Annotated in this window: 10 protein-coding genes; all 10 read right to left on the bottom strand. The window is 60.5% G+C overall.

Features of this window, described 5'->3' with window-relative positions; translation table 11 throughout:
- Positions 1-20 precede the first annotated feature (20 nt).
- The 10 genes from V6F91_RS05730 to V6F91_RS05685 all read right to left on the bottom strand — a co-directional run bounded on the left by V6F91_RS05730 (position 21) and on the right by V6F91_RS05685 (position 14,606).
- The gene (locus V6F91_RS05730; protein WP_332762970.1) at positions 21-2,972 is read right to left on the bottom strand and encodes an autotransporter domain-containing protein; all 2,952 of its coding nucleotides are present in this window, start codon (positions 2,970-2,972) and stop codon (positions 21-23) included.
- Positions 2,973-3,202: 230 nt separating this feature from the next.
- Positions 3,203-4,570, bottom strand: a complete 1,368-nt coding sequence (locus tag V6F91_RS05725) for a TolC family outer membrane protein (RefSeq protein ID WP_332762969.1) — start codon at positions 4,568-4,570, stop codon at positions 3,203-3,205.
- Positions 4,571-4,572: 2 nt separating this feature from the next.
- Entirely contained in the window at positions 4,573-5,922 is a 1,350-nt protein-coding gene (locus tag V6F91_RS05720; protein ID WP_332762968.1) for an HlyD family type I secretion periplasmic adaptor subunit, read from the bottom strand.
- Positions 5,919-7,694, bottom strand: coding sequence for a type I secretion system permease/ATPase (locus V6F91_RS05715; protein WP_332762967.1), 1,776 nt, complete (start codon positions 7,692-7,694; stop codon positions 5,919-5,921). The genes V6F91_RS05720 and V6F91_RS05715 overlap by 4 nt, the downstream gene beginning before the upstream one ends.
- A 209-nt stretch (positions 7,695-7,903) precedes the next feature.
- Positions 7,904-8,326, bottom strand: a complete 423-nt coding sequence (locus V6F91_RS05710) for an AprI/Inh family metalloprotease inhibitor (protein WP_332762966.1) — start codon at positions 8,324-8,326, stop codon at positions 7,904-7,906.
- Positions 8,327-8,419: 93 nt separating this feature from the next.
- Entirely contained in the window at positions 8,420-9,886 is a 1,467-nt protein-coding gene (locus tag V6F91_RS05705; protein ID WP_332762965.1) for a serralysin family metalloprotease, read from the bottom strand.
- Positions 9,887-10,809: 923 nt separating this feature from the next.
- Positions 10,810-11,895: a polyamine ABC transporter substrate-binding protein gene (locus V6F91_RS05700; RefSeq protein WP_332762964.1), complete on the bottom strand. Its 1,086-nt coding sequence runs from the start codon at positions 11,893-11,895 to the stop codon at positions 10,810-10,812.
- Positions 11,896-11,953: 58 nt separating this feature from the next.
- A complete protein-coding gene (locus tag V6F91_RS05695; RefSeq protein WP_206416259.1) occupies positions 11,954-12,298 on the bottom strand; it encodes a cupin domain-containing protein in 345 nt (114 codons plus the stop codon).
- 33 nt (positions 12,299-12,331) lie between these two features.
- The gene (locus V6F91_RS05690; protein WP_332762963.1) at positions 12,332-13,738 is read right to left on the bottom strand and encodes an FAD-dependent oxidoreductase; all 1,407 of its coding nucleotides are present in this window, start codon (positions 13,736-13,738) and stop codon (positions 12,332-12,334) included.
- A gap of 52 nt (positions 13,739-13,790) precedes the next feature.
- Positions 13,791-14,606, bottom strand: a complete 816-nt coding sequence (locus V6F91_RS05685; RefSeq protein WP_332762962.1) for a helix-turn-helix domain-containing protein — start codon at positions 14,604-14,606, stop codon at positions 13,791-13,793.
- Between the last annotated feature and the right edge of the window lie 5 nt (positions 14,607-14,611).

Raw genomic sequence — 14,611 nt, 5'->3', positions numbered from 1 at the left:
CCTGTGGCGATGCGTAGCGATTAGAACTGCCAGTTCAGGCTCAGGCCGACGCCGTGCAGTTTTTCGTGACTGGCCAGTTGTCCGTGGTAATCGAGGTTGACCCGTACGTCCTTGCTCAACGCCAGGCTGGCTTGCACGCCGACCAGCGCGGCGTCGCGCACCAGCGCTGAACCTTCCACCGCGTACGGCGTGCCGCCGCTGGCAAAGCGCAGGTGTTGTTCTGAATCGATGTCGCTGAGGCTGTGCTGCCAGCCGAGGCTGCCGCTGACGTCCAGCGCTTGCCCTGCCGAAATATTGAAAGTCTTGCGCGCCCGCACGCCGAGGGTACTGAGCACCGCGTCGCGCTGATCGCCCGAGCTTTTCAACGCTGCCGCATCGCCCTTCTCTGTGAAACCTTCAGTGTCCAGATGCACGTAGGTCACATTGGCGAACGGCTCCAGCGCCAGTGGTTGCAGGTCGACTCGATAAGCCGCCTCGCCGAACACTTGTGTGGTCGCCGCGTCGACCTTGGCTTTCTGCTTGCCGCTGACTACGCCGTAGTGCAGATCACGCTGCACATCGGCGCGATGCCAGCTGTAAGCCGCGCCAGTGCTCAAGCGCCAGGCGCCGATTTCGTGCCCGGCATAGGCGCCGAGGTGATAGCTGTCGACCTTGGCTGAAGAATGCGTGCCCGACCCCATGCTCAGCGAACTGTCGCTGTAACCGGTAACGAGACCGATGCGAGTCTGCTCATCCAGTGCGCCATCGACACCGGCCAGCAGGCCACCGATCGAGGTGTTGTAGCCGGCCGTGTCGTGGCTCGAATCGGTTTTGCCCCACGCGCCGAGGGCTTTGATCCAGCCGTTGCTTTGCCCGGCGTTGCTGTCGCGCAGGCGCTCGCCCACCGCGTCACGAACCTGGCGGCTGTCGTTGATCAGCATCGTGCCGAGCGCCGGGTAGATTTCGCCGCTCAACTGCTGGAACGCTTGTTGCGCGGTTGGCGCGTCTGGCGCACGCAGCAGGCTTTCAAACACTGCGTTGCCGGCGCCGAGACCTTCCACGGCAGCGGCCACCGAACGTTGGTTCGGGGTCTGGCCGACGCTGGCGAACGACGTTGCGTTGCGCTCGATGTTCAATTGAATGCCACTGGCCGCGTAATCAAGGCTGCCGCCGATAAACAGGTAATTAGGCAGCACTGCGCCGAACTGGCCCTGAATGCCGCCGGCTGCTTGCAGAATGTTGTACTGACGACCGAGCAGGCTTTGCGCCTCGGCAGTGCTGAGCAGCGTCGGGCTGTTTTCCAACGAAAGGCTGACGGTCGCACCACTGACAGTCGCCGTGCCGCCGGCGACGATGCGGTCGCTGCCGGTCGGCGACAGCTCCACGGCGTAAGTCGAGCCTGGGGCCAGCGTCACATCACCGGCGACGTTCAGGGTGCCGATGGAGTTGCCCGGCGCCACCCTTCCGCCGTTTTTCACCGACAGCGCAGCGATGCGTCCGGAGCCGCCGAGGGTGCCGCTGTCGTTCACCGTGACCGCTGATGTCAGCGAACCATTGACCGTCAGCAGCCCGCCGTTGACCGTGGTCGGCCCGCGATAGGTGTTGTCGCCACTGAGCAGCAGATGCCCGGCGCCCGATTTGATCAGGCTGCCCTCGTACACCCGCCCCGCTGCCGCCGCAGCCCGCGCCGTGCCGACTGCGTAATCGGTTTGATCCTGCTGGCTGGCCCCGAGCGCAACGCCATTCTGCCAGCCCTTGTCTTGCAGGGTCTGTTGCCAGGCGCTGTATTCGGCAAGGTCTTCGCTCTGGCGCTGGAGCAGCGCTTTGTCGGAGATGTCATTGCTCCAGACATCGCTCTGCCCTGCGCCGAGGTTGGCGTCGAACTCGCCGAGCAACTGCCCCGGCCCGTGCATCGCCCGGTTCAGATTGGCCACACCCCAGCCGACGCGTTCGCTTGGCGCATCGGTGACCGAACCATCCAGTTGCGTCGCGGTGGTCAGCAGCACTTGCAGCGCCTGCTGGTTGTTCATGTACGGATAGCGTTCCATCACCAGCGCCAGCGCGGCGGTGGCATGCGGCGCGGCCATCGAAGTGCCGGATTTGATTGCGTATCCGCCGCCAGGAATGGTGCTGTCGATCTTCGCGCCGGGGGTGGTGATGCACCAGTATTTGGCGATGCCGCACTGGTTGTACTTTTGCTGATTGCCCTGATCCAGCCCCGAGACCGCCAGCCAGTGGCCTTCCAGTTCCGGCTGAAAGTACGGCAGCGCCGAGCGCACGCTGGCATTCGGGTAGCCGCTGTTGCCAGCGCTGAACACGTTGATCACACCACGGCGAGACACATCCGCCGCCGCATCGAGCCAAGTGCCTTTATTCCAGTGCTGGGCATAAGCGGCGTGCAGGTCGGCCAGTGTGCGATAGCTGACATCCGGCGGCTGACTGCCCCAACTGTTGTTGATCGCGCGCACGCCGGCATCGGCCAACGCGTCATACACCGCTTTGAAATAGCGCGGGTCGGGGCTCGGGCCGAACAGAAAACTGTCGTTCTTGTTGGTGTTGCCGACGTAGATCTGCGCGTTGTACGCCACGCCGTGCATGCCGCTGCCATCGCGCGCGGCGCCCATGGTGCCGACCACGTGGGTGCCATGGGAATCGTTGTTCGGGTTGAGCGTGCCGTCGACGTTGAACGCTGAGCCGTCAAGGTAAGTACCGCTGGCCAGCAGCGGATGGTAGCGATCTCGGGTGAACTCAGGGTGGACGGCGTCGAAGCCGGAATCGAGGGCGCCGATTTTAACGCCTTGGCCGGTGATGCCGGCGGCATAGGCGTACTCGGCTTGCATGCGACTCAGGCCCCAATCGCGGACGAATTCGGCGCTGCGCCAACTGGCTGGATCGCCGGGTTGGCCGGCTTCGAGGTAGGCGGCGTGGGCCGCTGTTGTCGAGATTGCAAACAGCAGGGTGCCGACCGAAATCGGCTTGATGCGTACGTCCATGTTTTGTTCTCGCTTTTATTGTTTTTGTGCAGGGCTTTTTTACGGTGTTGCCTGCTTCCCCTCATCGGAACGCCGCCCGTCCAGCCCTCTCCCCCAGGAGAGGGAGCCGTTTTGTGTTGAGTTTCGAACCGAGTCCAACTCAGCTTCTTTAGTGAATTCACTATCGAACCGTCAGGTCGGCGGATTTCTTCAGCATCCCCCATTCAGTCCCCTCTCCCTCTGGGAGAGGGTTAGGGTGAGGGCTGCCCAGCGACCACAAATGCCTCGTCCACCCGCGCCAGATCCTGCTCGCTCAAGGTCCCGGCGTAAAAATGCAACTTGGTCCAGGCCATCAAGTAGTCATACCGCGCCTGCGCCAGATCGCGGCGGGTGGTGAACAGTTGTTGCTCGGCGTTCAACGCGTCGAGGTTGGTCCGCTCACCGCCGAGGATGCTTTGTTTGGTCGAGACCACCAGCGCTTCCGCCGAACTCAGGGCTTTCTGGTAGGCGCGCAATTTGCTCACCCCGGACAGGCAAGCGCTGAACTGACGACGCAGTTCGATCAGCGTCTCGCGGGTCTTGCCGTCGAGTTCGTATTCGGCCTGCTCCATCGTGCGGCTGGCCTGGCGGGTCGAGGCGGATACGCCGCCACCTGCATACAGCGGCACGCTGACTTCAAAGCCGATCGTGTTGGTTTCGTAGCGCTGGTTGTAGGTGTTGCCGCTTTCCGATTCGTTCTGGCGCATCGAGGCGTAGGCGCTGACTTTCGGCAGGTGCCCGGCGCGGTTGCGCTCCACCTCGTAACGCGCGACTTCCACGGCCTGGCGCTGCGACGCGAGGTTGGGGTTGTTGCTCACCGCCAGTTCGTGCCAGGTGTCGTAGTTGGCAGGTTGCAGAGCGAAGGTCTGAAAGTTCTGGTTGAGCGGCGCCAGATCACCGATATCCACCGCCGGCGTGCCGACCAGTGCGCCCAGTTCACGCAGCGCGGCGTCCTGCTCGTTGCGCGCCTCGATTTCCTCGGCCGTCGCCAGTTCGTAGCGCGACTCGGCTTCGAGGATGTCGGTGCGGGTGCCCTCACCTTGCTTGAACATGTGTTCGTTCTGCTGGAACTGCTGTTCGTAGGCCTTCTTCTTCGCCAGTGCGATGTCGATCTGGTCCTGGGCAAACAGCGCCTTGGTGTAGTTGTCGAGTACACGCACCAGCAGTTCCTGGCTCTTGCCACGGAAAGCTTCATCGGCAAACAACGACTGCGCCACACCTTTGCGGTACGCCGCATACGCCTCGTAATCGAGCAGCGGCTGTTGCAGGGTCAGTGCCGAGCCGTAACTGCTGTAGTTGCGCTCGTCGGTGTTATTGCGGGCGCGCTCGTCCAGAGACGTGGCTTTCGACGAGTTGCGGCCCTTGTTATAGGTGTAACCGATGCGCGGCAGCAGCCCGGCGCGGCCGATGGCGCGGTTTTCCAGGCCCGCATCGCGTTCCTTGATCGCCCCGAGGAACACCGGGTCATTGCGCAACGCCTGTTCGTAGATCTCGAACGGCCCCATGGCCGCTCCTGCCGATTGGCTCGCGAGCAATGTCAGCGCCGCCAGCATTGAAAACTTGGTCATACAGCCGAACATCCTTATTCCTCGGTCAACGCGGAACCGGCCCGGTCGAGCAGCGGTTTGAACAGGTAATTGAGGAGTGAACGTTCACCGGTACGCACGAACATTTCTGCCGGCATGCCGGGTTTGATCACCAGACCGTTGAGCTTCTCCATGGCCTGATCGCTGACGCTGCTGCGCAGCACGTAGTACGGCACACCGGTTTTTTCGTCGACCATCTGGTCGGCGGAAATCAGGCTGACTTCGCCCGGTACGCGCGGAGTTTTGCTCTGGTTGAACGCAGTAAACAGAATGTCCACGGGCAAATGCGTGCCGACCTTGTCGATCAGGCTGATCGGCAAGTGGCCTTCGACTTCCAGCGAAGTGCCCTGCGGCACGATCTCCAGCAAGGTTTCGCCCTGGCGCACCACGGCGCCTTCGGTGTGCACGCCGAGGTTGACCGCCACACCGTCGGCAGTGGCGACAATCTCGCTGTGCTGCAGGTCGAAACCGGCCGAGGTCAGTTGCTCCGACAGCGTCACGCTTTTCAATTGCGCGTCGGCCAGTTGCGTGCGCACTTCCTTCTGGTATTCCTCGCTGTGCTGTTGCAGCTTCAGGCGCGTTTCGAGGATGCCCTGCTCGACCCGGCCGCTCTCGCCGGTGTTCTCGGCCAGTTGCTGCTGCACTTGCGACAGTTGCCGCTGATATTCCATCAAGCGGTTGCGCGGGATGTAGCCGTTGTCAGCCAGTGGCTGCAAATTGCTCAACTGCTGTTGCAGCGAATTGGCCTGCGCGTTCAGGTCGGTGCGTGCGCGGCGCATGCCCGCCAGTTGCGCGGTGGCGCCTTCGATGCTTGCACGCAGCCCGGCCTGCTCGCGGTAAAACGCCTCGCGGCGACTGCTGAACAATTGCCGCTGTCCTTCCAGCACCAACGCCAGGCGCGGGTCTGGGTCGCTGCTCAGTTCTGCAGGAAAAGTCACTTGCTTGAGGTTGTCACGCTCGGCCTGCCAGCGCGCGAGGCTGGCCCAGGCCATGCGGTATTGCGCTTGCAGCGACTGCACGTCGGCGGCGACCTGGGTCTGGTCGAGACGGAACAGCGGCTGGCCTTGTTTCACGATTTCGCCTTCGCGCACCAGAATCCGGCTGACCACGCCGCTGCTCATCGACTGCACGGCTTTGCGCTTGCCCGAGACCACAACGGTGCCCTGTACCGGAATGCCTTGATCGAGCGGCGCCAGGGCCGCCCAGGTGAAGAAACTGCCAGCGCCGACAATCGCCAGAATCCAGCCCATACGCGCGAAGAATTTCGCGTCGCGTTCCGGGCGTTCGCTCAGGTAGGCGTGTTCCATATTCGCTTCGTTTTCAGTGTTCATGCTTGCGCTGCTCATACACCCGAATTCCTCGTCGAGGGCTGATACTGTCGGCTCATGCTGAGCCCGCCCGGTGCCTGCGCGGCTTTTTCGCGTTGTTGTTCAGGGTTGCCGGAGAGTGCCTTGAGCACGTCCTGGCTTGGGCCGAAGGCTTGCAGGCGGCCATCGTTGAGCACCAGCAGCTTGTCAGCCTGAGCCAACACCGAAGAACGATGCGTCACCAGCACCACCGTGGTGCCCTGCGCCTTGAGCGCGGCAATCGCGCTGGCCAGCGCCGCTTCGCCGACGGTATCGAGGTTGGAATTGGGTTCATCGAGCACCACCAGGGTCGGCGTGCCATACATTGCACGGGCCAGGGCAACGCGCTGTTTCTGGCCGCCGGACAAGCCACTGCCGTCCTCGCCCAATTGCGTGTCGTAGCCTTGCGGCAACCGCAGGATCATCTCGTGGACGCCGGCCTGCTGCGCGGCCGCCACCACTTGCTGCGGATCGGCCACGCTGAAACGCGCGATGTTCTCGGCGATGCTGCCGCTGAACAGTTCGATGTCCTGCGGCAAATAGCCGATGTACGGGCCGAGCTGATCGCGGTTCCAGCGATGAATATCCGCGCCATCCAGGCGCACGGTGCCGCCCAGTGTCGGCCACACGCCAACCAGTACCCGCGCCAAGGTCGACTTACCCGAGCCGGACGCCCCGAGCACGCCGAGCACTTCGCCGGCGGCGAGATTGAAATTGACCATGTGCAAGGTCGCGGCACGCTGCCCCGGCGGGCCGGCGCTGACCTGTTCGAAGGTGATCTGGCCTTTCGGCGCCGGCAATGCCATGGCGTCGTCACTGGGCGGGAACGCTTGCAGCAGCGCGTCGAGACGGCGGTAAGCCAGCTTCGCCCCGCTCCACTGTTTCCACACCGCGATCAACTGGTCGATCGGGCTGAGCACGCGGCCCATCAGAATGGAACCTGCGATCATCATGCCGGCGGTCATGTCGCCCTTGATCACTAGCAAGGCGCCGAGGCCCAGCACCAGCGATTGCAGGCACAGGCGTAAGGTTTTGCTCAGCGAACTGATCACTGCACCGGTGTCACTGGCCTGATTCTGCAAGCCGAGGAAGCGCGAGTGCACCTGGAACCAGCGCTTGCGCAGCGAACCGAGCATGCCCATCGCCTGAATGGTTTCGGCGTTGTGCAAATGGCTGGTGGCCAACTGGCTGGATTTCTGCGAAAAACCGGCGGCCTCGCCCAGCGGCTTTTTAGTCATGTACTCGTTGAGGCACGCCAACGCGATCAGCAACAGCGCGCCGGCCGTGGCGAGCACGCCAAGCCAGACATTGAACAGGTAAATCACGAACAGATAGACCGGAAACCACGGCGCATCGAAAAACGCGAACAGCGCCGGGCCGGTGACGAATTGGCGAATATGGGTCAAGTCGCCCAGCGATTGCCCGGCATTGCCCTCGCCCTTGAACAGGTTGCGTTCGAACGCGGCTTGATACACCCGCAGGTTGAAACGGCGTTCCAGCTGACTGCCGATACGGATGACGATAAAGCTGCGCACCACTTCCAGCAGGCCGATAAAAGCGAAGAAACCCACCACCATCAGCGTCAGCATCGCCAGGGTCGTTTCGTTCTGCGACGACAGCACCCGGTCATAGACCTGCAGCATGTAGATGGACGGCACCAGCATCAGCACGTTAATGAGCGCCGTAAAGCAACCGACGCTGATCAGAATGCTCTTATAGTCAGCCAAAGCCTTGAACAAGGGAGCGGTGGCTGGGGCCTTCGCCATCTTCATTGAATATTCCTGAAAACTATCTCTCGCCATTCATTGGCGAAATTCGAGTTGATAATCCGCACGCGGCGGAACTTGCCTTCTTACCTGGCGTTTACACTTTCATAACAACTAGCGCCTTGAACTACGGTGCAGTTGCCGATTGAAGGTGGTTTATAACGCCGAGGCAGCGCTTTATATTCAAACTACGTCTCTGACTTGATCGTTGCCGGTCAACGCACTGTGCGCTCAAGGGTAATGATCAGGCCCGACTTCAAAGTACTCAGATAAAGCCCATCACGTTGTCGGCTGAAGAACTGGATTCTTGAGCCTTCGTTGCCCGTGATCGACAGGCCGTCAGGGTCGGCAAACCAGCCGATCGGCAGTTGTTCAAGCCACGCGCCGAGACAGTCGGCGCCGTCACCCAAAGTCTGGTTCGCGCGCAATTCGACAGCACAGGTGTTCGAAGGCTTGTCCTGAAGCTTTTGTGCCTTCGAGTCGTCGCTTGTCGCAGACAATGTCGCTTGCCAGTGCCCGGCGAAGACCGCCGGATCTTCCAGTCTAAGGCTACTTGCCATGCTCGTTTCTCCTGAAACCATGATGAACGCCGCCGTGAGCCACGCCCCTGCCTTGTAGGTAAAAGCTTTACCGATCATGGGAATAATCGCTCCGGCGTGTAGCCTTGCTTACAGTTCAGCACGATGCAAGCGGAGAAAGCGGCGCATCAAGCGCCGCTTTGTCCTTTTACATCACGCCACGATGTCGCTGGTGGCCGCCTGGCCAACGGTGCTGACGATGAAGTCAGCCACGCCGTGCCCGGAGAAGTCCACCGACAACAGGCTGCTGCCACCCGACGAGGTCAGCACCGCATCGCCGGCCGCCCCCGTGAAGCTGTTGACGAAGTGCAGGCCTGCACCGTTGGTGATGCCGGTCAGGTCGATCTTGTCCAGACCGCTGACGAAATCAAGGATCTGATCGATCGTTCCCGGCTTGGAATCGGAGCTGGCCGCGAACACAAACGTGTCCGAACCGGAACCGCCCCACAGCTTGTCGGCACCGCCCGCGCCGAAGAGGATGTCGTTACCGGCACCGCCCTTCAGCTCGTTGGCCACGCTGTTGCCGATCAGCAGATCACTGCCGGAACCACCAATGGCGTTTTCGATGATCGCGCCTTTGGCAATCGACACGTTGCCGACCATGCCACCGACGTCGGAGAACGAGGCGTCATTGAGGTTGATTTTCTGGTTCTGGGTGAAACCGGAAAAATCCAGGGTGTCCCTGCCGCCCGCATCCCAGACCGAGAACACCACTTTGTCGCTGGACGACGAAGCACTGAGGAAATCGCGCCCGGTGTTGGAGTTGAAACCGTAAGTGCTGTCACCGGTACGGGTGCTCATGTTGGCGCCGTAGAGCTTCTGGATAGCTGCGATATCGTCCATCAGCGGCCCAGAGGCATACGCTTCCACCCCGCCCTTGCTGAAGTTCTGGTTGGTGTTGCTTTCGCTCCAGTAACTCATGACGCTGTAACCGCGGGTGTCTTGCCCGTAGGTCGCATCGTTGTAGGTCGGGTTGCCATTGCCGGCGTTGTAGTCACCGGGGTGCGCAAGACCGAGGGTGTGACCAATCTCGTGGGTCAGGGTCTGACGGCCATAGTTGTTCAGATCCGGGTTCTTGTTCTGCGTATAACCGCTGTTGATCAAGTACCACGAAGTACCGTCATAACCGGCACCGGTCCCCGGCAAATAGGCGAACGCCGCAGCGCCATCCTGACCACCACTGTAGTTACCGAAGGTCATGTGCCCGTCACCGCCCGAGGCTTTCTCGGTGAAGGTAACGTTGGCGACATCGGCCCAGGACTGCATGGCCAGCTTGGCCTGAGCCTGCTGTTGCGCACTGAACTGGCTGAACCCGCTGATCCCGTGTTTGTTCATCGTACTGAACGACGCCGAGGTCAGGAACGTATAGGTCAGCTCGATCTTGCCGCTACCGTCCTTGTCCTGATAGGCAGCGCCATCGCGCAGCAACTGGGTCGCTGCCTGATCGACGGTGTACGAAGGTTTGCCATTGACCGTGAGATTACCGCCACGGTCATATTGATGGCTGAAGCTATTGATCTGGTTATACGCCGAACTGGCAGCGGCCAGCGACTGCGGCGCCGCAGACAGCAACAAAGCCTGCTCGGCGGAATCAATAGCATTGGTTTTGACTTTCGACATAAACACACTTCCTTGTTAAGCAATGGAACAGTTTTTGTCCGATAGCGACGATCCCGGCGAGATCGTCCTATCACTCGCCCAATGAAGGCGTAAGAAACCTGACACAATTCGAAATGTTGCGTAAAGGATTTTTTTAGTTGGGTTTAGAACGCTTCAGAAAAACAGCCGAAAACATTGCGCGCAAGGGTTGAAGATTATTTGAAGTCGCGCAGGAAGTGCGAAATTGTCTGACGATTTTCTATTTAAATATTAAATATCGGTAAGTTGTATTTTGTTAGGTGCGTCGCACTTTGGTGGTGCGGCGATATTGGATTGATATCAAGTGATATTTGCGGTGCATACCTTCAAAGCGGCGTCGTCCCCAAAGCCCCCTCACCCTAGCCCTCTCCCAGAGGGAGAGGGAACCGATCGAGTTGTTTGGACCAAGCGCGCCAACATGCGATATCGAGTCGAATGCAGATATTAAAACCAACCAAAATCGGCTCCCTCTCCAAGGGGAGAGGGCTGGGGTGAGGGGCAGCCACACCACAAATCCAAAGCCAAACGCCCCGCTTCTAACCACTCCTTACAATGAGCACAGCTCGAGTGCCCTTGATCTTGCCTAACCGGCCCCATCGGCAGGCTGAGTGGAGGGACCGATCCGGGCGTGGGAGCGCAGCGACCGTACGACGAAGTCGTACACAGCGGAAGTAGGTGCAGCGAAGCAAACCGTAGCCGCTGCGCCCGGATCGGTCCCGGAGCGAAGGAACCCGAGCCTGCGAGGGCCGAACGCAGGGGCCCAGCGTTTTGGTTACTTTTTGGCGTTTGAAAAAGTGACCCGCTGTAAGAGCGGAACCGCCAGCCGCAACACCCAAAGAAACGGATATACACCCAAAACCCCAGGAACCTGGTCGGCCCAGAGGCCGCCAAGTCCCCAAAAACAATCAACTCCCCGTACGAATCTTGTTCCAAACGCGCGTCCGCACCCGGTCAATATTCAACGGCATCGCCTCCAACGCAAACAGCTTGCCCATCATCTCCGGACTCGGATAAACCTTGGTATCGTTCCTGATCGCCGGATCAATCAACCCATCCGCCTGCGCATTGCCATTGGCGTAATGCACATAATTGCTGATCCCGGCCATCACCTCAGGCCGCAACAGATAATTCATGAACGCATACCCGGCCTTCTCATCCGGCGCATCAGCCGGCATGGCGACCATGTCAAACCAGATCGCCGCGCCCTCCTTGGGGATCGCATAACCAATCTCGACGCCGTTTTTCGCCTCTTTCGCCCGATTCTCGGCCTGCAAAATATCCCCGGAGAACCCCACCGCCACGCAAATATCGCCATTGGCCAGATCACTGGTGTATTTCGACGAATGGAAATAACTCACATACGGCCGTACTTTCATCAGCAGCGCTTCGGCTTTTTTATAGTCCTCGGGATTCTTGCTGTGGTGCGGCAGGCCCAGATAATTGAGCGCCGCCGGCAGCAATTCCGGGCCGTTGTCGAGAATCGCCACGCCGCACTTCTGCAGTTTTTCCATGTTCTCGGGTTTGAAGATCAAGTCCCAGGAGTCCACCGGCGCGTTGTCGCCCAGCACCGCTTTGACCTTGGCGATGTTGTAGCCAATGCCCGTGCTGCCCCACAGATACGGAAAACCGTGCTCGTTGCCCGGGTCATTCGTCTGCAATGCCTTGAGCAGCACCGGATTGAGGTTCTTCCAGTTCGGCAACTGGCTCTTGTCGAGCTTCTTCAGCGCCCCGCCCTGAATCTGCCGGGCCATGAAGTGGTTGGACGGAAACACCACGTCGTAACCGGATTTCCCAGTCATCAACTTGCCGTCGAGGGTTTCGTTGCTGTCGTAGACGTCGTACGTCACGCCGATGCCCGTGGCTTTTTCGAAGCTCTTGGTGGTGTCCGGCGCGATGTAGTCGGACCAGTTGTAAACCTTGACCGTTTCCGCGGCCTGAGCAAGGGAAACGGCGAGCATCAGCGGTGCCAGAGCGAGGGTCTTGCGGATCATGGATCGATTCCTGTGTGGGTTGTCTTTCTTGTTGGCAGGCAATCAAAGGATCAAATAATCAGAAAATCAGCACGTAGCTCTTGCGCACGGTTTCCTGGATATCCCAGATACCGAGCGTGTTGGCCGGCAACATCAGTGCGTCGCCACCTTGTATGTGCAGGGTTTCGCCACCGTCATCGGGGGTGAAGGTGCAGCGTCCTGAAATGAAATGGCAGAACTCCTGCGCGGTGATCTGCCGGCGCCAGCGCCCGGGCGTGCATTCCCAGACCCCGGTTTCGACGCCATCGTCACGCTCAACGCTGGTGGTCGAGGCGATGGCGACCGGCTCGCCGAGGGGCACGGCCACCGGGCTGGATTCGTCGAGCTGCAACGTGGCGGTATTCTTGAACTGGGTGATGCTCATGGGCTTACCTGTTGTTGGAAATGAACGACGCGGTTAATGCATAAACCCTTCCATGAAACCGGCGACCCGGCTGGCGAGTTTGCGCCGCCACGGTGCGGTCGCCGGATTCGCCAGGGTCTGGTCCTCGTGGACGAAGCTTCTGATGATCGCGTTGTAACCGAGCCAGCGGCACGGCTCCGGCTCCCATGCGCGCAAGGCGTGAATGCCGCCGTCCGCCAGCACCCAGGGCTGATGGACCAGCTCGCTGTCGCGTTCGAGAATCAGATCGGCCAAGGTGCGGCCGCCGAGATTGCTGGCACCGACGCCCTCCCCGCCATAACCGCCGGACAGCGCAATACCGTTGGCGCGGTCACACAGCATGTGCGGCTTGAAATGCCGCGACATACCGAGATTGCCGCCCCAGGCGTGGCTGATCTGCACGTTTTTCAGTTGCGGGAACAGTTCACCGAACAGATAACGCCGCAGTTCGACTTCGTCACGGCTCAGATCAAAGTTGTGGCGCAACTTGCCGGCGAACTGGTAGCCGCCGCGTGCGCCGAAGATCAAACGGTTGTCGGCGCTGCGCTGGCCGTAGGTGACCTGGCGGCTGAATTCGCTGAAGGCCTGACCGCGATTGAGGCCGATCTCGTCCCAGGTCGCTTGCGACAGCGGCTCGGTGGCAACGATCAGGCTTTGCACCGGCAACTGATAGCGGCCCAGCGGTGGCAATGTGACCGAATAGCCCTCGACGGCCGGCACGATCCAGCGGCTGCGCACACTGGCCTTGGCCGTGCGCAAACTCCCGGACTGCCATTGCGTAACCGGGCTGTTTTCGTAGATTTTCACGCCCATGTTTTGCACGGTACGCGCCAGCCCCCGCACCAGTTTCGCCGGGTGAATGGTCGCTACATGAGGTGCGTAAATAGCGCCGTAAGGTTTGGCGATGCGGATCTGTTGCGCCAGTTGTTCCGGGCTGAGCCAGCGGTAGTCGTCGTCGGTCAGGCCTTGGGCGTGCAGTTTCGCCAGATAGGCGCGCAGGTTCGCCTCCTGCTCCGGATAACGAGCCGCGCAATAAAGCACCCCGCCCTTGCGATAATCACAATCGATGCCTTCCTGTTCGAGGACGATCTCCACCTCATCGGGAATACTGTGCAACAAATCGAATGACGCGCGGCGCTGCTGCGGCGACAGTCCGGCGAGCAAGCGATCCTCGCCAAGCAAGTTGCCCATCAGCCAGCCGCCATTGCGCCCCGACGCGCCGAAACCGGCGGTTTGCGCTTCGATAATCGCAATGTCGAGGCCCGGCGCGTGTTTTTTCAGGTAATAGGCCGTCCACAGCCCGGTGTAGCCGGCGCCGATAATCGCCACATCGACATCCATGTCCCGCTCCAGCTCAGGCCGCGCAGCCAGCGGCTCGTCGAGCTGGTCCATCCACAAACTGATCGTGCGCCACGCCGGCATGCCAGACTCCGCCATTGAAAACTTTCGATGGCATCGATCCTAGTGGCACTGCTCAACCCATGTCTTGCGCGCGTGCCCGCAAAGAAATTTGTTTGGCGTAGGCTTTGGGCGACTGGCCGGTGTGCTGGCGGAAACAGCTGTAAAACGCCGACAACGAATTGAAACCGGCGGCAAACGCCAGCTCATCGATGCGCACCGGCTGCGCCGCGCTGTCGAGCGACCGCAGCAAATGTTGCAGGCGCGCCTGATTGACGTAGCGGTAGAAGCTTTGCCCGAGCACTTGATTGAGCAGGTAGGAAATCTGGTTACGGCTGTAGCCGCACTCCTTCGCCACTCGCTGCAAATCGAGTTCGGGATCGAGATACGGCTGCTGTTTTTCGAAATACTGCTGCAGGTCGTCAGCCATGAAGCTTAACTGCCGCGGCGACAGACCCAACCTGCTTACTGCCGGGCGCTGACTTGTTGAGGCAGTGCCATCCGTTTGCGTGCGCACCAACGAGGCGTATTCGTTGACCCGCCAGATCAGCCCGTCCTTGACCGTGATCGCTTCGCTGGACCGGAATGACACCAAGCCGTCGCCACCGCGCAACGTGACTTCGTATTGAATGAACGCAGTATTGCCATCGACGCGAATGCGGTCGCAATGCTCAAGCAGTTCGTCGGATTCTCGCGGCATGCTGACGCGCACGTATTCGCGCAACTCATCAAGGCCGAGCACGCGATTCTGAAAGAAATCGTTGTACTGGATGTCCGGGTGATACAGCGCCATCACGCTATCCAGGTCGCGATGTTTCCAGCTCAAGTGATAGCGCATGACCGTGCCAGCCGTGGCCTGTGTCTGTTCGGGGCCGTCATCGTCGGCGTGCATGGAAA

Origin of the sequence: Pseudomonas koreensis, from assembly GCF_036668835.1 — a bacterium.
Classification (GTDB): Bacteria; Pseudomonadota; Gammaproteobacteria; order Pseudomonadales; family Pseudomonadaceae; genus Aquipseudomonas; species Aquipseudomonas koreensis_I.
Note: the sequence above shows the minus strand (reverse complement) of the source record. Positions and strands in the feature narration are given on the sequence as shown.